The sequence below is a fragment of the Lysobacter oculi genome, assembly GCF_003293695.1.
GTDB lineage: Bacteria > Pseudomonadota > Gammaproteobacteria > Xanthomonadales > Xanthomonadaceae > Solilutibacter > Solilutibacter oculi.
In genome coordinates this window covers 1298856-1320569 of record NZ_CP029556.1, presented here as the reverse complement: position 1 = coordinate 1320569, position 21714 = coordinate 1298856, and the positions used below count along the sequence as shown (strand labels likewise).

Annotated in this window: 19 protein-coding genes; 1 reads left to right on the top strand and 18 read right to left on the bottom strand. The window is 68.8% G+C overall.

Annotated elements, in window-relative coordinates:
• Positions 1 to 102: 102 nt before the first annotated feature.
• The 18 genes from dnaE to rpsB form a co-directional block, all read right to left on the bottom strand.
• Positions 103 to 3624 carry a DNA polymerase III subunit alpha gene (gene dnaE, locus DCD74_RS06405; RefSeq protein WP_112926584.1) on the bottom strand — a complete coding sequence of 1174 codons (3522 nt, stop codon included), beginning with the start codon at positions 3622 to 3624 and terminating at the stop codon, positions 103 to 105.
• Positions 3625 to 4058: 434 nt separating this feature from the next.
• Positions 4059 to 4655 carry a ribonuclease HII gene (locus tag DCD74_RS06400; RefSeq protein ID WP_112926583.1) on the bottom strand — a complete coding sequence of 199 codons (597 nt, stop codon included), beginning with the start codon at positions 4653 to 4655 and terminating at the stop codon, positions 4059 to 4061.
• A complete protein-coding gene (gene lpxB, locus DCD74_RS06395; RefSeq protein ID WP_112926582.1) occupies positions 4640 to 5911 on the bottom strand; it encodes a lipid-A-disaccharide synthase in 1272 nt (423 codons plus the stop codon). Before lpxB ends, DCD74_RS06400 begins: the two co-directional genes overlap by 16 nt.
• The gene (lpxA, locus tag DCD74_RS06390; protein ID WP_112927704.1) at positions 5799 to 6587 is read right to left on the bottom strand and encodes an acyl-ACP--UDP-N-acetylglucosamine O-acyltransferase; all 789 of its coding nucleotides are present in this window, start codon (positions 6585 to 6587) and stop codon (positions 5799 to 5801) included. The genes lpxB and lpxA overlap by 113 nt, the downstream gene beginning before the upstream one ends.
• Positions 6580 to 7032 carry a 3-hydroxyacyl-ACP dehydratase FabZ gene (gene fabZ / locus DCD74_RS06385; protein WP_112926581.1) on the bottom strand — a complete coding sequence of 151 codons (453 nt, stop codon included), beginning with the start codon at positions 7030 to 7032 and terminating at the stop codon, positions 6580 to 6582. Before fabZ ends, lpxA begins: the two co-directional genes overlap by 8 nt.
• Positions 7029 to 8048, bottom strand: a complete 1020-nt coding sequence (gene lpxD, locus DCD74_RS06380; protein ID WP_112926580.1) for a UDP-3-O-(3-hydroxymyristoyl)glucosamine N-acyltransferase — start codon at positions 8046 to 8048, stop codon at positions 7029 to 7031. Before lpxD ends, fabZ begins: the two co-directional genes overlap by 4 nt.
• A 7-nt stretch (positions 8049 to 8055) precedes the next feature.
• Positions 8056 to 10566 carry an outer membrane protein assembly factor BamA gene (gene bamA, locus DCD74_RS06375; RefSeq protein WP_112926579.1) on the bottom strand — a complete coding sequence of 837 codons (2511 nt, stop codon included), beginning with the start codon at positions 10564 to 10566 and terminating at the stop codon, positions 8056 to 8058.
• A gap of 43 nt (positions 10567 to 10609) precedes the next feature.
• Positions 10610 to 11965, bottom strand: coding sequence for an RIP metalloprotease RseP (gene rseP / locus DCD74_RS06370; RefSeq protein WP_112926578.1), 1356 nt, complete (start codon positions 11963 to 11965; stop codon positions 10610 to 10612).
• A 9-nt stretch (positions 11966 to 11974) separates the two neighbouring features.
• Positions 11975 to 13153, bottom strand: a complete 1179-nt coding sequence (locus tag DCD74_RS06365; protein ID WP_112926577.1) for a 1-deoxy-D-xylulose-5-phosphate reductoisomerase — start codon at positions 13151 to 13153, stop codon at positions 11975 to 11977.
• A gap of 1 nt (position 13154) precedes the next feature.
• Positions 13155 to 14018 (bottom strand): phosphatidate cytidylyltransferase, encoded by an 864-nt coding sequence (locus tag DCD74_RS06360; RefSeq protein WP_112926576.1) that lies wholly within the window; start codon positions 14016 to 14018, stop codon positions 13155 to 13157.
• Positions 14015 to 14776: a polyprenyl diphosphate synthase gene (uppS, locus tag DCD74_RS06355; RefSeq protein WP_112926575.1), complete on the bottom strand. Its 762-nt coding sequence runs from the start codon at positions 14774 to 14776 to the stop codon at positions 14015 to 14017. The genes DCD74_RS06360 and uppS overlap by 4 nt, the downstream gene beginning before the upstream one ends.
• Positions 14777 to 14888: 112 nt before the next feature.
• Positions 14889 to 15446 (bottom strand): ribosome recycling factor, encoded by a 558-nt coding sequence (gene frr, locus DCD74_RS06350; RefSeq protein ID WP_112926574.1) that lies wholly within the window; start codon positions 15444 to 15446, stop codon positions 14889 to 14891.
• 66 nt (positions 15447 to 15512) lie between these two features.
• Positions 15513 to 16418, bottom strand: coding sequence for a cation diffusion facilitator family transporter (locus DCD74_RS06345; RefSeq protein WP_112926573.1), 906 nt, complete (start codon positions 16416 to 16418; stop codon positions 15513 to 15515).
• Between the two features lies 1 nt (position 16419).
• Complete coding sequence (gene pyrH / locus DCD74_RS06340; RefSeq protein WP_112926572.1) at positions 16420 to 17148, bottom strand: UMP kinase; 729 nt, start codon at positions 17146 to 17148, stop codon at positions 16420 to 16422.
• Between the two features lie 48 nt (positions 17149 to 17196).
• A complete protein-coding gene (locus DCD74_RS06335) occupies positions 17197 to 18411 on the bottom strand; it encodes an NAD(P)/FAD-dependent oxidoreductase (protein ID WP_112926571.1) in 1215 nt (404 codons plus the stop codon).
• A gap of 131 nt (positions 18412 to 18542) precedes the next feature.
• Positions 18543 to 19406 carry a translation elongation factor Ts gene (tsf, locus tag DCD74_RS06330; RefSeq protein WP_112926570.1) on the bottom strand — a complete coding sequence of 288 codons (864 nt, stop codon included), beginning with the start codon at positions 19404 to 19406 and terminating at the stop codon, positions 18543 to 18545.
• A gap of 102 nt (positions 19407 to 19508) precedes the next feature.
• A complete protein-coding gene (locus tag DCD74_RS06325) occupies positions 19509 to 19697 on the bottom strand; it encodes a hypothetical protein (RefSeq protein WP_112926569.1) in 189 nt (62 codons plus the stop codon).
• A gap of 12 nt (positions 19698 to 19709) precedes the next feature.
• Positions 19710 to 20585 (bottom strand): 30S ribosomal protein S2, encoded by an 876-nt coding sequence (gene rpsB, locus DCD74_RS06320; protein WP_237049548.1) that lies wholly within the window; start codon positions 20583 to 20585, stop codon positions 19710 to 19712.
• A 328-nt stretch (positions 20586 to 20913) separates the two neighbouring features.
• Here rpsB and map point away from each other — a divergent pair, with 328 nt between their 5' ends.
• Positions 20914 to 21696, top strand: a complete 783-nt coding sequence (gene map / locus DCD74_RS06315; protein WP_112926568.1) for a type I methionyl aminopeptidase — start codon at positions 20914 to 20916, stop codon at positions 21694 to 21696.
• Positions 21697 to 21714 lie beyond the last annotated feature (18 nt).

The window sequence follows — 21714 nt, the reverse complement described above, 5'->3', positions numbered from 1 at the left end:
TGCCGGAATTTCGGGCCCGGGCCTGCCGGGCAAGGCGGCCAGTCTAGCGGAAGCCGCGAAACCGCCCATACGGCATGTTCATGTCGAAGGCGGGCTGCCGGTTCAGGTCCAGGGCTTGCCCAGCGCCAGCTTCACCGTGCGCACGCCGGGCTGGGCACGGAGCGTGGCGGCCAGGTCCTGGTCGATGCGGATGCCGTGGCTGCCGTTGAGCTCCAGCTGGCCGGCCGCGCCTTCGCGCAGCAGTTCGAAGCGGACCGGCGTCGGGCCGGGGCGGTGCTTGTCGAGGACGGCATCGACCGCCTCCATCGCGCCGGGCACGCGCAGGTCCAGCCGCAGCGCCAGCCGCAGCGCATGGCTGCCGCAGACCTGGCTGTAATCCCAGCAGCGCCGCGCGCGCAGGCTGAAGCCGCCGGAGAATTCGTCCTCGCGCAGGCCGCCTTCGATGATCAGGATGCGGTCGCGGGTCAGCAGCGCGGCGTATTCGGTGAAGGTCTCGGCGAAGAAGGCGCACTCGATGCGTCCGCGCCCGTCTTCCACCTGCACGAAGGCCTGCGACTCGCCCTTGCGGCGCATGCCGGTGACCTGGCCGGCCAGCACCACGGTTTTCTCCGGCCGCCAGCCGCGCTTCTCGTCCTCGGCGCGCTCGCTCCAGATCTTCTCCAGCTGGCCAAGGTGGAAGCCGGTGACGCCGGTGAGGTCGTCGCGGTACGGGTCCATCGGGTGGCCGGAGAGGTAGAAGCCCAGCGTCTCGCGCTCGTGCCGCAGCTTTTCCGCCAGCGGCCAGTCATGGGTCTGCGGCAGTTCGATGTGCAATGCCGGTGCTGCCGATTCCACCGCGCCGAACAGCGAGACCTGGCCGGCCTCGCGCTCGCGGGCCAGTTGCTCGCAGGCTTTCAGCGCCTCGGGCAGCTGCAGCAGCAGGGAGGGCCGGTTGTTGCCGAGCGCATCCAGCGCCCCGGCGTGGATCAGCGCTTCCAGCGTGCGCCGGTTGAGCTTGTTCGACTCCACCCGCTTGCAGAAATCGAGCAGGTCGGTGAACGCGCCTTCCCTCTCGCGCGCATCGACGATCGCCTCGCAGGCGCCGCGGCCGACGCCCTTCACCGCGCCCAGGCCGTAGCGGAGCGTCTTCGGGTCCACCGCCTCGAACATGTAGGCCGATGCGTTGACGTCCGGCGGCAGCACGGTGAGCTCGATCGCCCGCGCTTCGTCCAAGAAGCCGACCACCTTGTCGGTGTTGTCCATGTCCGACGACAGCACCGCCGCCATGAACTCCGCCGGGTAATGCGTCTTCAGCCACGCGGTCTGGTAGCTGACCAGCGCGTAGGCGGCGGCGTGCGATTTGTTGAAGCCGTAGCCGGCGAACTTCTCCAGCAGGTCGAAGATCGGTCCCGCGATCCTGGGCGCGATGTCGTGCGTGGCCTGCGCGCCGGCCTCGAACTTGGCGCGCTCCTTCGCCATCTCCTCGACTTTCTTCTTGCCCATCGCGCGGCGCAGCAGGTCGGCGCCGCCGAGCGAGTAGCCGGCCAGGATCTGCGCGGTCTGCATCACCTGTTCCTGGTACACCACCACGCCGTAGGTCGGCGACAGCACCGGTTCCAGCAGGGCATGCGGGTACTGGACTTCCGCGCGCCCATGCTTGCGCTCGATGAAGTCGGGGATCAGGTCCATCGGGCCGGGGCGGTACAGCGACACCAGCGCGATCAGGTCTTCGAAGCGGTCGGGCAGGGCGCGTTTCAGCAGCTCGCGCATGCCGCGCGATTCGAACTGGAACACCGCCACGGTGTCGCCGCGCGCGAACAGCTCGTAGGTCGCGGTGTCGTCCAGCGGCAGGGCGGCGATGTCGAGCGGCGGCTCGCCCGCGCGTTCGCGGCGCGCGTTGATCGCCTTCACCGCCCAGTCGATGATGGTCAGCGTGCGCAGGCCGAGGAAGTCGAACTTGACCAGGCCGATCGCTTCCACGTCGTCCTTGTCGAACTGGGTCACCGGGTTCTTGCCCAGGCCTTCGACATCGTGTTCGGCGAACAGCGGGCAGAACTCGGCCAGCGGCTCCGGCGCGATCACCACGCCGCCGGCGTGCTTGCCGGCGTTGCGGGTCAGGTCTTCCAGCTGCAGGGCGAGGTCGAGCAGGTCGCGGACATCGTCCTCGTCGCGGTAGCGGGCGATCAGTTCGTCGCTGCGCCAGGCATCGTCCTTGCGCGATTTGTCGGTGCGGCCCAGCGCGTCTTCCAGCCCCACGCCGAGGGTCATCGGCACCAGCTTCGCAATGCCATCGACGAAGCCGTAGGGGAAGCCGAGCACGCGGCCGGCATCGCGCACCACGGCCTTCGCCGCCATCGTACCGTAGGTGATGATCTGGCTGACGCGCTCGCGGCCGTATTTGCGCGCGACGTAGTCGATCACCTCGTCGCGGCGGTCCATGCAGAAGTCGATGTCGAAGTCCGGCATCGACACGCGTTCGGGGTTGAGGAAGCGCTCGAACAGCAGGTCGTAGGGCAGCGGGTCGAGGTCGGTGATGCCCAGCGCCCACGCCACCAGCGAACCGGCGCCGGAACCGCGCCCCGGCCCGACCGGGATGCCGTGCGCTTTGCCCCAGTTGATGAAGTCGGCCACGATCAGGAAGTAGCCGGGGAAGCCCATCTGGATGATCACGTCCAGCTCGCGGGTCAGGCGGGCGTCGTATTCGTCGCGGGTCTTGCCGGGCGAGAGCGGCTGTTTTTCCAGCCGCGCGGCGAGGCCTTCGGCGGCCTGCGTGCGGATCCAGCTTTCCAGCGTGTGCTCGTCCGGCACCGGGAAGTCGGGCAGGTAATAGGTGCCGAGGTTGAGGCTGGCGTTGCAGCGCTCGGCCAGCCGCAGCGTGTTGTCCAGCGCGTCGGGCGCGTCGGCGAACAGCGCGGCCATCTCGTCGGCGGATTTCAGGTACTGCTGGTCTGTGTAGTCGCGCGGGCGCTTGGGATCGTCCAGCACGCGGCCGGAGGCGATGCAGACGCGTGCCTCATGGGCGTCGAAGCCTTCGGCATCGAGGAAGCGCACATCGTTGCCGGCGACCAGCGGGATGCCGAGTTTCGACGACATCGCCATGGCGAAGCCGTTGAACGCCTCCTCGCCCTCGCGCCCGTTGCGGGCGATGGCGAGGTTGAGCCGGTCACCGAAACGCGCCTGCATCGCACGCAGCGCGTCCTCGGCGGCGTCGTGGCGGTTCTGCGCCAGCAGCGCGCCGGCCTGCGAGGCGCGCCCGGCGATGGCGATCAGCCCGGACAGGTCTTCCTCGTCCAGCCACTGCGGCGCGATGGCCACGCCGTCGTTGCGGTGGCCTTCCATCCACGCCCGCGAGATCAGTCGCGACAGCGCCTTGTAGCCGCCGTTGTCGCGGCAGAGCAGGGTGAGCCAGCTGACCGGCTCGCCCGGCAGCGCGATGGCGAGGTCGGCGCCGGCGATCGGCTTGATGCCCGCCGCTTCCGCCGCCTTGAAGAACTTCACCAGCGCGAACAGGTTGTTGCGGTCGGTGATGGCCAGCGCCGGGATGCCACGCTTCACCGCCGCGTCCACCAGCTCCTTGATGCGGAGGGTGGAATCGGCCAGCGAATACTCGCTGTGCAATTGCAGGTGGGCGAAGCGAGCGGTCATGGGCGGCCTGTGCGAGTGAACGGGGATTATCCCATCGCCCGGTCTCACCGGCCGACTGCGAATGGGCTTGAGCGAGGTGTCAGGGCGCGTGTCGTGGGGATTGAACGCCGGCCCGGGCCCCTCGGCCCTGGACCGCACGGCCCTTGCGTGCCGGTGGCGGAGGCTCAGCGCCCGGTTCACTGAGTTCCAGGGCTCGGTCCACTGAGTCCAGAGCTCGGTCCACTGAGTCCAATGCTCAGTTCACTGAGGTCCAGGGCTCAGTCCGCTGAGGTCCAGAGCTCGGTTCACTGAGGTCCAGGGCTCAGTCCGCTGAGTTCCAGAGCTCGGTTCACTGAGTCCAGAGCTCCGTCCACTGAGCTCAGAGCTCGGTCCAGTGGGGCCTGGAGCTCCGTCGCCGGCGGTTCGGGCACCGATGCCGCGCAGCCCGACCAGGCTTATGTGGATGCGGCGAACAGGTCGCGCTGGCGGATCGGCGAGAAACTGCGGCGATGCACCGCGCACGGCCCGTGCGCCTGCAGTGCGGCCATATGCGCCGGGCTGCCGTAGCCCATGTTGCGGTCGAAGCCGTACTGGGGATGTTGCGCGTGCAGTTCGCGCATCAGTGCATCGCGATGGGTCTTGGCCAGGATCGACGCCGCCATGATGGCGCGGCAGCGGGCATCGCCGCCGACCCACGCTTCGGCCGGGCAGGGCAGGTCGGGTGGCAGCACGTTGCCGTCGATGCGCGCGATGTCGCACGACTCCGCGACATCGACCAGTGCCTGCCGCATCCCGGCCAGCGTCGCCTGGTAGATGTTGATGCGGTCGATCTCCTCCACCGGCACCACCACTACCGAGTACGCCAACGCGCGCTCGCGGATGCGCGGGGCCAGCGCCTCGCGCCTGGCGGCGGAGAGTTTCTTGGAATCGTCCAGCCCGTTGATCGGCGCGCGCCCGGCCGGTAACACCACCGCCGCGACCACCAGCGGGCCGGCCAGCGGGCCACGGCCGGCTTCGTCGATGCCGGCGATGCGGGTCACGGCGTGGACGATGGGTCTGAAAGCAGGTTGGCCACCGCATCGGCGGCGCGTGCGGAGGCATCCTGCCGCAGTTCACGGTGGATCGCCTCGAAGCGCGGCAGCAGCCGGGCGACCGCCGCCTCATCATCCAGCCAACCCAGCACGGCGGCGGCGAGCTTGTCGGGCGTGCAGTCGTCCTGCAGCAGTTCCGGCACCAGCGCATCGCCGGCCAGCACGTTGGGCAGGCTGACATGCGCGCTCTTGAGTAGGCCGAAGGTCTTGACGATGCGGTAGGTCAGCGGCGCGATGCGGTGGCCGATCACCATCGGCCGCTTGCACAGCATCGCCTCCAGCGCGGCGGTGCCGGAGGCGAGCAGGATCACGTCGCTGGCGATCATCACCTGCTGCGCGTTGCGGCCTTCGAAGAAACGGATCGAGGTCACCGCGCCATCGGCCTTGAAGTGTTCCAGGATGCGCGCCTTGCAGGCCTCGTTGGCCTCCGGCACCAGCACTTCCAGGTCGGGATGGCGCTCCGCCACTTTCGCCGCGGCCTGCTGGAACACCGGCCACATGCGGTCGATCTCGCTGATCCGCGAACCCGGCAGCAGCGCCAGCACCGGGCCGTCGCCGCGCACGTGCAGGGCGAGCCGGGCGGCTTCGCGGTCGGGGTCGAGCGGGATGGCATTGGCCATCGGGTGGCCGACGAACACCGCATCGACGCCATGCTTCGCGTAGATCGGCGGCTCCATCGGGAACAGGCAGAGCACGCGGTCGGCGGAGGCGCCGATCTTCTCCGCGCGCGATTCGCGCCACGCCCAGACGCTCGGGCTGACGTAATGCACGGTGCGCACGCCGCGCTGCTTGAGCCACTTCTCCACGCCCAGGTTGAAATCGGGCGCGTCGATGCCGATGAACACATCCGGCCGCCAGTCCAGCACGCGCTGGCGGAAGCCCTTGCGCAGTTTCAGCAGGCGCGGCAGGTGGGCGATGACTTCGCTCAGCCCCATCACCGCCAGTTCCTGCGCGTCGTGCCAGCACTGCAGGCCGGCCTCGCGCATGCGGGGGCCGCCGATGCCGGCGAATTCGGCGTCGGGGAAACGCTGCTTGAGTGCCTCGATCAGCCCGGCGCCCAGCAGGTCGCCGGAGGCTTCGCCCGCGCACACCGCGATGCGCATGTCAGCGCAGCAGCGGCCGCTCGCCGCTTTCGATGAAATCGAGGAAGGCGCGTACGTCGTCACTGCCGGCGGCGATTTCGGCGAGTTCGGCCTTGGCTTCGTCGAGCTTGGCATCGCCCATGTACAGCGCGCGGTAGGCCCGCTTGATCGCGGCGATGCGCGGCGCATCGAAACCGCGGCGCTTCAGGCCCTCGGCATTGATGCCGCGTGGCCGCGCGTATTTTTCCTGCGCCACCATCAGGTAGGGCGGCACGTCGCCGTTGACGAAGGCACCCATGCCGATGAAGGCGTGCGCGCCGATCCGGCAGAACTGGTGCACGCCCGCGAAGCCGGAGAGGATCACGTGGTCCTCCACCGTCACGTGGCCGGCCAGCGTGGCGTTGTTGGAGAACACGCAATGGCTGCCGATGTGGCAGTCGTGGGCGACGTGGACATAGGCCAGCAGCCAGTTGTCGTCGCCGATCTTGGTGATGCCGCCGCCGTCGCCGGTGCCGCGGTTGATGGTGACGAATTCGCGGATGTGGTTGCGGTCGCCGATCTCCAGCGCCACGCGCTCGCCCTGGTATTTCTTGTCCTGCGGATCACCGCCGATCGCGGCATGGCCGTGGATGCGGTTGTCGCGCCCGATCCTGGTCGGGCCGGTGATGCTGCAATGCGGCCCGATCACCGTGCCGCCGCCGATCTCCACCTCGGCGCCGATCACCGCGTAGGCGCCCACCTCGACATCGTCGGCGAGCTTCGCGGCCGGGTCGATGACGGCGGTGGCGTGGATGCCGGCCATCTCAGGCATCGACCTCGGCGCAGAGGATCTCAGCGCAGGCGACCTGCTTGCCGTCCACGCTGGCCACGCCCACGTACAGGACCATGTTGCGGATCTCGCGCTTGATCGTGACCTCCAGCTCCAGGCGGTCGCCCGGCACCACCATGCTGGAGAACTTGGCCGCATCCACCTTCACCAGGTAGGACAGCTTGCCTTCGACCGCGCCGCCGCGGCTCATGTGGCTCAGCAGGCCGCCGGCCTGGGCCAGCGCCTCGATCACCAGCACGCCCGGCATCACCGCATGCGCGGGGAAATGGCCGTTGAAGAAGGGCTCGTTGATGCTGACGTTCTTCCACGCCTTGATCCGCTGGCCGGAGTCGAACTCCACCACGCGGTCCACCAGCAGGAAGGGATAGCGGTGCGGCAGCATCTCGCGGATGCGCTCGATGTCCACGGGGAGCTGCAGTTCGGTCATGCCGGGTCCTTGTCGCCGCCACGCATGCCGCGGAACAGCTTGTCGAGTTGCTTGAAGCGGGCGGCGCTCTTGCGCCAGCTGCGATTGTCCATCAACGGCGTCCCGGAAGAGTACTCCCCGGGCTCGCGGATCGAATGGGTGACCAGGCTCATCGCGGTCACCACCGCCTGGTCGCAGATTTCCAGATGCCCCAGCACGCCCGCGCCGCCGCCGATCAGGCAGTAGCGGCCGATCTTCGCGCTGCCGGCCGCGGCCGAGCAGCCGGCCATCGCGGTATGCGCGCCGATGTGGACGTTGTGGCCGATCTGGATCTGGTTGTCGAGGCGGACGTCTTCCTCCAGCACGGTGTCGTCCAGCGCGCCACGGTCGATGCAGGTGTTGGCGCCGATCTCGCAGTCGTCGCCGATGCGCACGCCGCCGAGCTGCGGCACCTTGAGCCAGCGCCCGCCCTCCAACGCCAGGCCGAAGCCGTCGGCGCCGAGCACCGCGCCGGGATGGATGCGCACGCGTTCGCCCAGCCGCACGCGGGTGACCAGAGTGACCCGGGCGATGAGTTCGCTGCCGGCGCCGACCACGCAGTCCTCGCCGATCACGCAGCCCGGGCCGATCACCGCGCCGGCACCGACATGGCTGCGCGCGCCGATGCTGACGAAGGGCCCGACGTGGGCGCCGGGGTCGATGACGGCTTCGGGCGCGATGACGGCGCTCGGGTGGATGCCGGGCGGATATTCCGGCACCGGTTCGAACAGCGCGGCGATGCGGGCGAAGGCGGCGTAGGGATCACGCGCGACGAGCGCGGTGACCGGCGCGTTTTCGGCATCGGCGGCGCGCATCACCACCACGCTGGCGGCGGTGGCCTCCAGCTGGCTGCGGTAACGCGGATTGGCGAGAAAGCCGAGCTGCCCCGGCTTCGCGCCCGCCAAGGTGCCGACGCCGGAGACGGCGGTTTCGCCGTCCCCCACCACCCCCAACCCGAAGCGTTCAGCCAGTCCGGCCGCGGTATACGTCGCGGACATGCGGCGGTCAGAAGCCGCCGGTGAAGGTGAACTGCAGGCGCTCGATGCGGTCGCCTTCCTGGATCAGCTTCCCGCTGGCGTCGTAGATCGAGTCTTTCTTGCGGATCGGCAGCGCGTAGCTGATGGTGATCGGGCCCATCGGCGAACGCCACATCATCGCGATGCCGGTCGACACGCGCAGATCGTTGGCATCGAAACTGTTGAAGTCCTTGTACACGTTGCCGATGTCGACGAAGGCCGAGAAACGCGCGGCCGGGCTGTCGATCAGCTTCGGGAAGAACATCTCCAGCGAGCCGACCGTCTTCAGCGAACCGCCCAGCGGCTGCATGTAGCCGTAGGCATTCGGCACGCGCGGGCCGAGCGTGTTGTCGGTGAAGCCGCGCACGCGACCCGAGGACGACACGCCGCCGGCGTAGTAGTTCTCGAAGAACGGCAGGCCGGTCGCGGTGACCGTCTTGACGTAGTCGGGCGAGGTCGGGAAGCAGGGCACGCTCGGCGCCGCACCCGGCACCACGGTATCGGGCACGCCGTCGCCGTCGCTGTCGACGATGGTGGAAGGCGAATAGCAGAGCGCGCGCTCGAATTCCTTGCCGTAGGAATCGCCGTAGCCGATGTTGAAGGCGGTGTTGAGCACCAGCGCCGGGCTGATCGGCCAGTACTTGGAGAACTGGTAGTCGAGCTTCCAGTACTGCACGGTCGAGCCGGGCAGGGTGGCTTCCAGGCCGATGCGCTGGAAGGTGCCGGCGGTCGGCGTCAGCGCGTGGTTGCGGGTGTCGCGGGCGAAGGCCAGCTGGGTGCGCCAGGAGTGGAACGTCTGGTTGCCCACGGCATTGATGTAATCGACGATCGTGTCGGGTGTGGAGCCCGGGATCGCCAGCACCTTCTTGCTGTCGATGCCGAGCATCCAGCTCACCGTGTCGTATTCGGTGACCGGGATGCCGAGGAACATCTGCGCCGCGCCCGAGTTGGTCGAATACTGGGCCACGTTGAAGTTGGAGTAGTCGAACTCGTTCCAGAACAGGTTGTAGCCCAGCGAGACACCGTTGTCGGTGAAGTACGGGTTGGTGAACGAGAAGTCGTAGCGCTTCTGGTAGGTGCTGCGCATCGCCGCGACGGAGACGCGGTTGCCGCTGCCCAGGAAGTTGTTCTCCGACAGCTGGCCGCTGATCTGCATGCCGCCGAGCTGCGAATAACCCAGCGCCAGCATCACCTGGCCGGAGTTGGTCTCCTTGACCTTCACTTCCAGGTCGACCTGGTCGCTGCTGCCGGGTACCGGCTTGCTTTCGATGTCCACGGTCTCGAAGTAGCCCAGCTGCTGCAGGCGGATCTTCGAGCGGTCGATCGCCGCCTGCGAGTACCACGCGCCTTCCAGCTGGCGCATCTCGCGGCGCAGGACCTCGTCCTTGGTGCGGTTGTTGTCCTTGAAGACGATGCGGCGCACGTTGACGCGCGGGCCCGGCACCACCTGCATGTCGATGGCCACGGTGCGGCCCTCGCGGTCCACGTCCGGCGCCGGCTGCACCTGCGCGAACGCATAGCCGATGTTGCTCAGCGAGCCGGTGATGCTCTCGGTCGCCATTTCCAGGCGCGCGCGCGAGAACACGTCGCCGGGGCGCACGAAGGCCTTCACGCGGGCCTCGATGTCTTCCTTCGGCAGCACGGTGTCACCGCTCACCGACACGGTGGAGATCTTGTACTGCTCACCCTCGGTCAGGCCGGCGGTGATGAACACCTCGCGCTTGTCCGGGCTGATCGACACCTGGGTGTTGTCCGGCCCGACATCGGCATCGATATAGCCACGGTCGAGGTAGTAGGACTGCAGCTTCTCCAGGTCGCCGGAGAGCTTTTCCTTCGAATACTGGTCGTCGCGGCGGTACCAGGACAGCCAGTTGGACGGCTTGGATTCCCAACCCTTCAGCAGCTGCTTGTCGCTGAAGACGTCGTTGCCGATCACGTTGACGTGGCTGATCTTGGCCGCCTTGCCTTCCTTGATCTCGATGGCCACGTCGACGCGGTTGCGGTCGAGGCGGGTGACCGTCGGGTTGATCTCGACGTTGTACTTGCCGCGGTTCTGGTAGGCGCGGGTGAGTTCCTGCTTGACCCGGTCCAGGCTCATCCGGTCGTAGGTCTCGCCCTCGGACAGGCCGATGTCCTTCAGGCTCTTCATCAGCTGGTCGGTCTGCAGGTCCTTGTTGCCGCTGACCGTGAGCTTGTTGATGGCCGGGCGTTCCACCACCGTCAGCACCAGGATGTCGCCCTGGCGGTCGAGGCGGATGTCCTCGAAGAAACCGGTCTTGTAGAGGGCGCGGATCGCCTCGGCGGCCTTCGACTGGTCGAGGGTGTCGCCGCGTTCCACCGGCAGGTAGGTGAACACCGTGCCCGCCGAGATGCGCTGCAGGCCGTCGACGCGGATGTCGCTGACGGTGAACGGGTCGATCGACTGCGCCCAGGCGGGCGTCGCGAGGGCGGTGGCGAGCGCGAGGGCGAGCAGGCGGCGACGGGTGGGGGTTCGCGTCATTACGGATATCCGGGTTGCGTGGAAAGGCCTGCGGCGGTGGGTGTCATCGCAGCAGACCGTGGAGGTCATTGTAGAACGCCAGCCCCATCAGGCCGGCCAGCAGGGCCAGGCCGAGGTACTGGCCGAAGGCCATGGCGCGCTCGTCCAGCGGGCGGCCTTTGACCAATTCGATAAGGTAATACAGCAGGTGCCCGCCATCCAGCATGGGAATCGGCAGCAGGTTGATGATGGCCAGGCTGAGCGACACCAGCGCCAGGAAGTTCAGGAACCAGGCCACGCCCATGCCGGCGGAAGCATTGGCGTAGCGGGCGATGGTGATGGGGCCGGAGACGTTTTCCACCGAGGCGCGGCCGCTGAACATGCGCGCCATCATCCCCACCGATTCACGCGCCAGCTTCCAGGCTTCGCTGAACGCCGCGGGAACCGCCGCCAGCGGGCCATGCCGCAGCAGGGCGGTATGCGGCGGGGTGCCGGCCTGTGCCGCGCTGATCCCGATGCCCCAGTAGTCGCCGGCCTGCGGGTGGTGCATGCGGCGCGGGGTGATGTCGATGTCGGACTGGACGCCGTCGCGCTCGATCCGCAGGTGCGCGGCACGCCCGGCCTGGCCGGCGGCGGTGATCGGCGCCGGCAGGGATTCGAAGTCGCTGGCCGGCTGGCCATCCACGGCGAGGATGCGGTCGCCGGCTTTCAGCTTGCCGGCGGCGGGACCGTCGGCGCTGACATTGCCCACCACGGCGGGCGCGATGAAGTGCGCCGGCACCAGCCCGATCGCGCCGAGCGCCTGGCGCTCCTTCACCTCGGGCGACAGGCGTTCCAGGTGCAGGGTGCGTTCGCGCGGCTGGCCGCTGGCATCGGTGACCTTGACGGTGACCGGCTGGCGGTCGAGCGCGGCGGTCATCAGCGCCAGCCCGGCTTCGCTCCAGCTGGGCGTGGCTTCGCCATCGACCGCGAGCAGGCGGTCGCCGCGCTGGAAGCCGGACTGGGCGGCGATTCCGTCGACGCGGCCGATCTCCGGTGCGTAATCGGGCCGGCCGACCACGAACATCGCCCACAGCAGGGCGACGCAGAGCAGCAGGTTGGCGATGGGCCCGGCGGCGACGATGGCGATGCGCTGCCAGACCGATTTGCGGTTGAAGGCCTGCGGCAGCTCGGACGACGCGACATCCCCCTCGCGCTCGTCGAGCATCTTCACGTAGCCGCCGAGCGGAATGGCGGCGATGGCGTATTCGGTGCCGTCCTGGCCGCGGCGCATCCACAGCGGCTTGCCGAAGCCCACCGAGAAACGCAGTACCTTGACGCCACAGCGGCGCGCGACCCAGAAGTGGCCGAACTCGTGGAAGGTGACCAGGATGCCGAGGCTGACGATCAGCCAGAACACCGAGCCTGCGAAGTCAGTCATGCGGGCGCGTCAATTCAGGCGCGAAATCGCGGTGCGCGCGTACCGGCGCGCCGCTTCGTCGGCGGCGTGCAGCACGTCGAGCGATTCCGCCCGGGTGGAGGGGAGCGCGGCCAGACCATCTTCGACCAGCGCGGGGATCGCCAGAAAACCAATCCGGCCCTGAAGAAAGGCTGAAACGGCTTCCTCGTTGAGCGCGTTGAGCAGCGCCGGCGCGGTGCCACCGGCCGAAAGCGCGTGGAAGGCCAGGCGCAGGCAGGGGAAGGCGTCGAGGTCCGGCGGCTCGAAGGTGAGCGCACCGCCCTGGGCGACCAGGTCCAGCCCGGCCACGCCCGAGGCCACGCGCTCCGGCCAGGCCAGCCCGACCGCCAGCGTGGTGCGCATGTCCGGCAGGCCGAGCTGCGCCAGCGTCGAGCCATCGACGAATTCGACGAAGGAATGCACCAGCGACTGCGGGTGCACGAGCACCTCGATGCGTTCGCCGGGCAGGCCGAACAGGTGGTGGGCCTCGATCACTTCGAGCCCCTTGTTCATCAGCGTGGCCGAATCGACCGAGATCTTCGGGCCCATCGACCATTTGGGATGCGCCACCGCCTGGGCCGGGGTGACCGTGGCCAGTTCATCGCGGCGGCGGCCACGGAACGGCCCGCCGGACGCGGTCAGGATGATCTTCGCCACGCCCTCGCCGCAGCGGCCCTCGGGCAGGCACTGGAAGATCGCGTTGTGCTCGCTGTCGATCGGCACCAGCGTGCTGCCGGAAGCGGCGACTTCGCGCATCAGCAGCTCGCCGGCCAGCACCAGCGATTCCTTGTTGGCCAGCAGCAGGCGCTTGCCGGCGCAGGCGGCGGCAAGCGTGGACGGCAAGCCGGCGGCGCCGACGATGGCCGCGATCACCGTGTCGCAGGCGTCGGAGGCGGCCAGTTGCGCCATCGCCGCCATGCCAGCGTGGGCCTGGGTGGCGAGGCCGGCGTCGCGCAGGCCGTCACGCAGGGTGGGGAAGGCGGCTTCGTCCGCGATCACCGCGTGCTCGGGGCGATGGACGCGGCAGAGCTCGATGAGCGCTTCGACCTGCGTGCCGGCGGCCAGCACGGTGGCGCGGTAGCGGTCGGGATGGCGGGCGATGACGTCCAGCGCCGAGGCGCCGATGGAGCCGGTCGCACCGAACAGGGCGATGCGCCGCACCCCGCGCATGTCAGAAGCCAAAACTGGCCTTGCAGATGGCGAACACCGGCAGCGCCGCCAGCACGCTGTCGACGCGGTCCAGGATGCCGCCGTGACCCGGGATCAGGTCGCTGGAATCCTTGGCCCCGGCGTGGCGCTTGAGCAGGCTCTCGAAGAGGTCGCCGACCACCGAGGCGATCACCGTGATCAGCGCGGTCAGCGCCACCCACGGCAGCTGCGCGGTGGAGGCGCCGGCGATCATCGCGAAGATCAGGCCGAACACCGTCGCGGCCACGGCGCCGCCGATGAGGCCTTCGACCGTCTTGTTGGGGCTGATGCGCGGCGACAGCTTGTGGCGCCCGAATTTGCGGCCGGCGAAATAGGCGCCGGTATCCGCCATCCAGATCATCATCAGCGCGGTCAGCAGCCACAAATGGTTGCGGGGGATGATGCCGACGGTGGCGGCATCGGCCGGGTCGCCGTGGATCACCGCCAGCGCGCACCAGGCCGGAACCACGGCGAGCGTGCCGGCGGCCAGCTTGATCGCGCGGGCCCAGCCCTCGTGGTGGGAACCGAAGGTGGGGAAGCGCAGCCACAGCGCGGCCAGCAGCCACCAGCCCAGGCCAACCAGGATCATCAGGTGGAACAGCGCCAGCGAGCCGCCGCGCTCGGTGCGCGAGCCCCAGACCAGCATCACCATCAGCAACAGGTTGGCGGCCAGCAGGAAGGTGCGGGTCAGCGTGTCTTCGACATCGGCCAGCTTGAACCACTCCCACAGCCCGGCCAGGAACAGCACGGCGGCCAGCACCATCATCCACGGCGTGGGCAGGAACAGTACCGCGAGGATGGCGGCGGGGCCCATGACGAGGGCGGCGAGGAAACGGGTCTTGGTCATGCGTTCGACGGGGAGTCCTGGGCGGGTGCCGCGACCTGTGCCCCGGTCAGGCCGAAGCGGCGTTCGCGGCGGGCGTAATCGTCGAAGGCGTGCTGGAGTGTGGCGGCATCGAGTTCGGGCCACAAGCGCGGCGTGAACCAGAGCTCGGTGTAGGCGGCCTGCCAGAGCAGGAAATTGCTGATGCGCTGGTCGCCGCCGGTGCGGATCAGCAGGTCGGGCGCGGGCAGGTCGGGCAGGGCGACATGGCGGGCGAAGGCGGCTTCGTCGATGTCTTCCGGGCGCATCCGGCCGGCGGCGACTTCGGTGGCCAGCACGCGGGCGGCCCCGACGATGTCCTGGCGCCCGCCGTAGCTGGCGGCAATGGTCAGCGTCATCCGCGTGTTGCCGGCGGTCAGCGCCTCGCCGGCCTGCATGCGGCGGCGGATGTCGGGCGAGAAGCGCGTGTCATCGCCGATGAAGCGTAGGCGGATGCCGCGCCGGTGCAGGTCGTCCACCTCGCGGTCGAGGGTGCCGGTGAACAGCCGCATCAGGCCGCTCACTTCCTCCTGCGGGCGGCCCCAGTTCTCGCTGGAGAACGCGAACAGGGTCAGTGCTTCCACGCCCTGTTCAAGGCAGAACTCCATGCACAGGTTGACCGCGCGGGCGCCGGCGCGATGGCCGATCAGCCGCGGGCGGCGGCGCTGTTCGGCCCAGCGGCCGTTGCCGTCCATGATGACGGCGAGGTGGCGCGGAACGGCGGGAGAGGCGGCTTCGCCCATCAATCAGGAATCCAAGGGTGGAACGATCGCGGCCCCGGGAAGTGGAGGCCGCCAGGCGGCAACGCGTGAACGGCGCAGGCGACCGGCGCAGGACCGGGCGCGATAGGCCGGATCAGACCGCCATCAACTCCTGTTCCTTGGTCTTCAGCACTTCATCCACGTCCTTGACCGCCTTGTCGGTCATCTTCTGGATGTCGTCCTCGCTGCGGCGCACGTCGTCCTCGGTGACGGTCTTGTCCTTCATCAGGTCCTTGACCTGCTGGTTGGCGTCGCGGCGGATGTTGCGGATCGCCACCTTGGCGTCCTCGCCTTCGGAATGCACGACCTTGGTTAGCTCCTTGCGGCGTTCCTCGGTCAGCGGCGGGATGTTGATGCGGATGGTCATGCCGGCGGTGTTCGGGGTCAGGCCCAGGTCCGAATTGATGATCGCCTTCTCGATCGGCGCGACCATCTGCTTGTCCCACGGCGAGATGGTCAGCGAGCGCGCATCGGACACGGCCACGCTGGCGACCTGCGACAGCGGCACGTCGGAGCCGTAGCTCTGGACCTTGATGTGGTCGACCAGGGCGGACGTGGCGCGGCCGGTGCGGACCTTGGCCAGATTGTGGCGCAGCGACTCGATGCTCTTCTGCATGCGGGTCTGCGCGTCGTGGTGGATGTCCTTGATCATGGCCGGCTCCGGGCAAACGTAAGCCAATGATTATAGGCGGGGACTGTCCCGGCGCGGCGTGGCGGCCTAGTGCGCGTGCGGCGCGCGGTCGTGCAGGTCGTGCTCGCAGCCGCCGCCGTGCTCGATCTGCAGGGTGGGATGGTTGATGCCGAACTCGTGGTCGAGCGCATGGGTGATGCGGTCGATGAAGTCATCGTGGTCGCCGGCCTGCGCGCGGACCAGGTGCGCGGTCATCGCGATCTCGCCCGCGCCCAGCGCCCAGATGTGCAGGTGGTGGACGGTCTGCACGCCCGGCTGGGCTTCGAGGAAGGCCAGCACGCGCTCGCGTTCGATGCCGCGCGGCACCGCGTCCATCGCGGCATCGAAACTGTCCCTGAGCAGCGCGAAGGCGCCGACCGCCACCACCACGCTGATCAGCAGCGCGGTGGCCGGATCCAGCCAGTTCCAGCCCAGCTTCCACATGCCCAGCCCGGCCAGCACCGCCGCCAGCGAGACCGCCGCATCCGCCACCAGATGCAGGAAGGCGCCGCGCCGGTTGAGGTCGTGCTGGTGGCCGTCGCGCACGAACCAGGCCGCGCCCAGGTTGACCAGGATGCCGATCGCCGCGACCACCATGACCTGTATGGCGGGGATATCCGGCGGCGCGCTGAAACGGCGGAACGCTTCCCAGCCCAGCGCGCCGGAGAACGTCACCAGCAGCATCGCGTTGATCAGCGGCGAGAGCAGGGTGGCGCGACGCCAGCCGTAGGTGTGGCGGGTGGTCGGCGCGCGCTTGGCCAGCGAGGCCGCGCCCCAGGCCAGCGCCAGCCCGAGCACGTCACCGAAGTTGTGCAGCGCGTCGGTGAGCAGGGCCAGCGAATCGGTGGCGAAGCCGTAGCCGGCCTCCACCACCGTGTAGGCGAGATTGATCAGGGTGACCCACGCGAAGGCGCGGGTGTCGTTGCCGTGATGGTGGCCGTGGCCGGCGCCCATCTCAGCGCGCCGCGCGGCCCTGCACCAGCGTGCCGATGCTCTCGCCGCGCAGGATGCCGAGCAGCGCGCCCGGGCGGTCCATGTCGAAGATGCGCATCGGCATTTCCGCGTCGCGGCAGAGCGCGAAGGCGGCGGTATCCATCACCTGCAGGTCGCGGGTGATGATCTGGTCGTAGTCGAGGGTGTCGAAGCGCACCGCGTCGGCGTGCTTCTTGGGGTCGCGGTCGTAGACGCCATCGACCTTGGTCGCCTTGAGCAGCAGGTCGGCGCCGATCTCGATCGCGCGCAGGGCGGCGCCGGAATCGGTGGTGAAGAAGGGGTTGCCGGTGCCGGCCGCGAAAATGGTGATGCGGCCCTTTTCCAGATGACGCACCGCGCGACGGCGGATGTAGTCCTCGCAGACGTCGTTGATCTTGAGCGCGCTCATCACCCGCGCCTTGCCGCCGAGCTTTTCCAGCGCGTCCTGCATGGCCAGCGCATTGATGACGGTGGCGAGCATGCCCATCTGGTCGCCGGTCACGCGGTCCATGCCGCCGGCCGCCAGGCCCGCGCCGCGGAAGATGTTGCCGCCGCCGATCACCAGGGCGATTTCCGCGCCGGCGTCGCGTGCCTCGATCACCTCGCGGGCGATGCGGTGCAGCACCTTCGGGTCGATGCCGTAGTCCTCATCCCCCATCAACGCCTCGCCGGACAGTTTCAGCAGGACACGGCGATGGGCGAGCTGGGACATGGCGGCTCCGGGGTGCAGGGGGTGCACCATTCTAACCGCTGCCCCGCTTCATCCGGCGTCGCGAGCGAACGAGAACAGCCGCGCGAGCGGATGCCGGCGCCGCTCGATCAGCGCGCGCAGCAGCCCCGCGCCCAGCATCGAATAGGTGATGCCGTTTCCGCCGTAGGCCATCGCGAACAGCACGCGCGGACCATGCTCGTCGCTGGCGCCGAACCAGGGCAGGCCGTCGGCGGTCTCGGCGAAGGTGCCGGCCCAGGCGAAGGCCGGCTCCACCGGCAGGTGTGGGAACAGCTTGGCGACCTGGCGCGCGAGCTTGCGTGCCTTCCTGTCCACCTGCGCGTCGCGCCTGGCGGGGATGTCGACCGCATCGTCCTCGCCGCCCACCAGCAGCCGGCCATCGCCGGTGGTGCGCAGATAGAGGTAGGGCCGCGCCGACTCCCAGACCATCGTCTGGCGCAGCGGGCCGAGCAGGCCGGGGTCGATCGGATCGGTGATGAAGGCGTAGCTGCTGCGGTTTTTTGCCACGTTGCGGTGCAGGAACCGCTGCGCGGCATAGCCTGCGGCGATCACCAGCCATTTCGCCCGGATGCGGTGGCCCGTCGCGGTTTCCAGGGCCACGTCGCGCGGGCCGGCCTGGATCCGCGTGATGACGGTGCGGTCATGCACCGCGCTGCCCGATTTCTCCAGCCGCGCGAGCAACCGATAGGCCATGCGGTAGGGATCGATGCGGGCAGCCTTGGCTGACAGGATGGCTGCGGGCGCATCGAAGCCGAAGCGTTCGCGGATGGCCCCGGGCTCCAGCCACTCGACCTCGAAACCGTGGCGGGCACGCAGCGCGAATTCGTCTTCCAGGTCGCGCCGGTGCCCGCGCTTGCTGGCGTAGTACAGGCTGGACATCCGCGCGAAATCGACATCGCCCACGTCCTTGGCCAGGGACGCGGCCATGTCGATCGCCTCGGCGCAGGCGCGGTAGGCCAGCAGCGCGTCGGCTTCGCCATGCTGCTTCGCCAGGTCGACCATGTGGGTGTCGATCTCGTACTGCAGCAGCGCCGTGCTGGCGGCCGTGCTGCCCCAGCCGATGTCGCGTTGGTCGATGACCGCGACGGCGTGGCCGTGGCTGGCCAGTTCATGCGCCACCAGCGCGCCGGTGATGCCGCCGCCGATGATCGCGACATCCACGTCCAGGTCGGCCGCGAGCGGCGGGAAGGCGTGCATCAGGCCATTCTTCACCGCCCAGAAGGGATAGCCGCTCTTGAGGTCCATGTCGTGCCGGGAGCGAAGCGGGAAGCCGCATCCTGCCCGGCCGGCGATGAAGGCCGCGCGACGCCGCCGGCCGCCCAAAAGAAAACCCGCCATGCGGCGGGTTTTCTTCGATCATCGCGGAAAAGCCGCGATCAGACCTGCATCGCCTTGGCGACTTCGGCGGCATAGTCTTCCTTCACCTTCTCGATGCCTTCGCCGACGGCGAGGCGCTCGAAGCGGACCACTTCGGCGCCGCCGGCCTTCAGCGCGGCCTCGACGGTCTGGTCGGTGTTCAGGACGTAGGGCTGGCCGGTCAGGGTGACTTCGCTCACCGTCTTGGCGATCTTGCCGGAGATCATCTTCTCCAGGATCTCGGCCGGCTTGCCCGAGTCCTTGACCTGGGCCAGGGCGATTTCCTTCTCGCGCTCGACGAACTCGGCCGGCACGTGGGCGGGCGAGATGTAGGGCGGGTTCATCGCGGCGATGTGCATGGCGATGCCGCGGGCCAGCTCTTCGTTGCCACCCTTCAGCTCGACCAGCACGCCGATGCGGCCGCCGTGGACGTAGGCGGCGATGGTGTTATCGCCGTCGATGCGGGCCATGCGGCGCAGCTGCACGTTCTCGCCGACCTTGGCGATGACGGCGGCGCGGGTGGCTTCGACGGTGTCGTCGCCGATCTTCTCGTTCTTCAGCGCCTCGATGTCGGTGGCGTTGAGCGCGGCCTGGGCCACGGCATCGACGAAGCCGGTGAAGTTGGCGTCCTTGGCGACGAAGTCGGTCTCGGAGTTCACTTCGACCAGCACGGCCTTGCCGGCGGCCTGCGCCATGCCGATCTTGCCTTCGGCGGCGACGCGGTCGGCCTTCTTGTCGGCCTTGGCCAGGCCGGTCTTGCGCAGCCAGTCGGCCGCGGCTTCGATGTCGCCGTTGTTCTCGGTGAGCGCCTTCTTGCACTCCATCATGCCGGCGCCGGTGCGCTCGCGCAGTTCCTTGACCATGGATGCGGTGATGTCAGCCATTTCGGTGTCCTTGTGTATTGCGGGCCGGCGGCGGGCGCCGGCCAATCGTGGGGGTGCCGCGGCGCAGGATGCGCGCGCGGCGTTGCGCGACGGTGACGCCGCTTACGCGTCCGCGCCCGTGTCCGGGTCGGGATTGTCGTAAGCCGCCTCGCGCTCGAGCCGTTCGTTTTCGGCCACCTGCGCCTCGGCGCGGGCGGCCACGTCGGGATCGAGCTCGGCGTTCGGATCCTCGCCGGGGAGGACCGGCGAGGTCATCAGCTCGTCGTCGGGCTTCTTGGGGGTGTTCGGCATGGCCGCGTCCCTTCAGGCCTCGGTGGCGTCGCCGGGAGTCGCGGCGGCGGCTTCGGCATCGGCCTGGACCGCGGCTTCGCCCTCGGCGGCGTCGCTGGCGGTACCGCCGGCGGCAGCAGCCGGGGCGGCCTTCTTGGCCGGGGCCTTGCGGGCCGGCTTGGCGCCTTCGGCGAAATCTTCCTCGCCCACCGAAGCGGCGTTCGGCGCGGCGGCCTTGCCTTCCAGCACGGCGTCGGCGGCGGCACGGGCGTACAGCTGCACGGCGCGAATGGCGTCGTCGTTGCCCGGGATGGCGTAGTCGACCAGGGCCGGGTCGTAGTTGGTGTCGACCACGGCGACCACCGGGATGCCGAGGGTCTTGGCTTCCTTGATGGCGATGTCTTCGTGGCCGATGTCGATCACGAACAGCGCGTCGGGCAGGCGGTTCATGTCCTTGATGCCGCCGAGGCTGGCTTCAAGCTTGTCGCGCTCGCGGCGCAGGCCCAGCACTTCGTGCTTGACCAGCTTCTGGAAGGTGCCGTCGGTTTCGGCCGATTCCAGCTCCTTCAGGCGGCTGACGGACTTCTTCACGGTGGCGAAGTTGGTCAGGGTGCCGCCCAGCCAGCGCTGGGTCATGAACGGCATGCCGCAACGCTCGGCTTCGTCCTTGATGGCATCGCGCGCGCTGCGCTTGGTGCCGACGAACAGCACGACGCCGCGCTTCTGGGCGATCTTCGAGAGGAAGTTCATCGCGTCGTTGAACAGCGGGACGGTCTTCTCGAGGTTGATGATGTGGATCTTGCCGCGGGCACCGAAGATGTACGGGCCCATCTTGGGGTTCCAGTAGCGGGTCTGGTGGCCGAAATGGACGCCGGCTTCCAGCATCTGGCGCATGGTGATCTGGGGCATTGCAGATTCCTGAGTAGTTGGAACCCCGCCGCGGAAGGGTTGGATGCGGCGCTCGCCCCCGCGATGGCGGGCGATGGATTCCGGGGTTGGGCCTCCCTGCGGCCTCCGCGTCAGATCCTCGGGCGAACCCTTGGACACCCCGGCGCGGGTTGCAACAGCAGGTGTGTATTCGCCGATGACGCACGGCGTGGACGTGCCCGGTTGGGCAAGCGCGGGATTATAGGGGGATGAGGGGTGGCGGGGCAAATCGCGCCTGCCGGGGGATCGGAGGGCCGGGGCCGTCCGGTCCGGCCTCGGCTGCATGTGGCACTTGGGCGATAATGCCCGCATGAGCATCACCATCAAGACCCGCGAAGAAATCGAACGGATGCGCGAGGCCGGCCGCCTCGCCGCCGAAGTCCTCGACCTGATGACCGAGCACGTGCGCCCCGGCATCAGCACCGAGGAGCTGGACCGCATCGCCCACGAGCACATCGTCAAGGTGCAGGGGACCATCCCGGCCAATGTCGGCTACCGCGGCTTCCCCAAGACGCTGTGCACCTCGGTCAACAACGTCATCTGCCACGGCATCCCGAGCGAATCGAAGGTGTTGAAGGACGGCGACATCGTCAACATCGACGTCACCGTCATCAAGGACGGCTGGCACGGCGACACCAGCCGCATGTACTACGCGGGCACGCCGTCGGTCATGGCGAAGCGGCTCGTGGACACCACTTACGAGGCGATGTGGCGCGGCATCCGCCAGGTGCGTCCGGGCGCGACGCTCGGCCACGTCGGCCAGGCCATCCAGGAGTTCGTCGAAGCGCAGCGTTTCAGCGTGGTGCGCGAATACTGCGGCCACGGCATCGGCCGCATCTACCACGAAGACCCGCAGGTGCTGCATTACGGCCGCGCAGGCGAAGGCCTGGTGCTGAAGCCCGGCATGACCTTCACCATCGAGCCGATGGTCAACGAGGGCGCGCGCCATTCCAAGCTGCTGCCCGATGGCTGGACCGTGGTCACCAAGGACCGCAAGTTGTCCGCCCAGTGGGAGCACATGATCGCCGTCACCGAAGACGGTTTCGACGTGCTCACGCTTTCCGCCGGTTCTCCGCCGCCGCCCGCGGCGTGAACCCGGCGCCGGCTGCCG

Excerpts from the sequence above, each read along its gene's own strand:
- tsf (WP_112926570.1), bottom strand. The coding sequence starts at position 19,406 with ATGGCTGACATCACCGCATCCATGGTCAAGGAACTGCGCGAGCGCACC.
- DCD74_RS06335 (WP_112926571.1), bottom strand. The coding sequence starts at position 18,411 with ATGGACCTCAAGAGCGGCTATCCCTTCTGGGCGGTGAAGAATGGCCTG.
- rpsB (WP_237049548.1), bottom strand. The coding sequence starts at position 20,585 with ATGCCCCAGATCACCATGCGCCAGATGCTGGAAGCCGGCGTCCATTTC.
- DCD74_RS06345 (WP_112926573.1), bottom strand. The coding sequence starts at position 16,418 with ATGGGCGCCGGCCACGGCCACCATCACGGCAACGACACCCGCGCCTTC.
- pyrH (WP_112926572.1), bottom strand. The coding sequence starts at position 17,148 with ATGTCCCAGCTCGCCCATCGCCGTGTCCTGCTGAAACTGTCCGGCGAG.
- lpxA (WP_112927704.1), bottom strand. The coding sequence starts at position 6,587 with ATGCCTGAGATGGCCGGCATCCACGCCACCGCCGTCATCGACCCGGCC.
- DCD74_RS06360 (WP_112926576.1), bottom strand. The coding sequence starts at position 14,018 with ATGACCAAGACCCGTTTCCTCGCCGCCCTCGTCATGGGCCCCGCCGCC.
- lpxB (WP_112926582.1), bottom strand. The coding sequence starts at position 5,911 with ATGCCAAGCTCGACGAAGCCAAGGCCGAACTCGCCGAAATCGCCGCCG.
- fabZ (WP_112926581.1), bottom strand. The coding sequence starts at position 7,032 with ATGACCGAACTGCAGCTCCCCGTGGACATCGAGCGCATCCGCGAGATG.
- DCD74_RS06365 (WP_112926577.1), bottom strand. The coding sequence starts at position 13,153 with ATGCGCGGGGTGCGGCGCATCGCCCTGTTCGGTGCGACCGGCTCCATC.
- uppS (WP_112926575.1), bottom strand. The coding sequence starts at position 14,776 with ATGGGCGAAGCCGCCTCTCCCGCCGTTCCGCGCCACCTCGCCGTCATC.
- bamA (WP_112926579.1), bottom strand. The coding sequence starts at position 10,566 with ATGACGCGAACCCCCACCCGTCGCCGCCTGCTCGCCCTCGCGCTCGCC.
- map (WP_112926568.1), top strand. The coding sequence starts at position 20,914 with ATGAGCATCACCATCAAGACCCGCGAAGAAATCGAACGGATGCGCGAG.
- lpxD (WP_112926580.1), bottom strand. The coding sequence starts at position 8,048 with ATGTCCGCGACGTATACCGCGGCCGGACTGGCTGAACGCTTCGGGTTG.
- frr (WP_112926574.1), bottom strand. The coding sequence starts at position 15,446 with ATGATCAAGGACATCCACCACGACGCGCAGACCCGCATGCAGAAGAGC.
- dnaE (WP_112926584.1), bottom strand. The coding sequence starts at position 3,624 with ATGACCGCTCGCTTCGCCCACCTGCAATTGCACAGCGAGTATTCGCTG.
- DCD74_RS06325 (WP_112926569.1), bottom strand. The coding sequence starts at position 19,697 with ATGCCGAACACCCCCAAGAAGCCCGACGACGAGCTGATGACCTCGCCG.
- rseP (WP_112926578.1), bottom strand. The coding sequence starts at position 11,965 with ATGACTGACTTCGCAGGCTCGGTGTTCTGGCTGATCGTCAGCCTCGGC.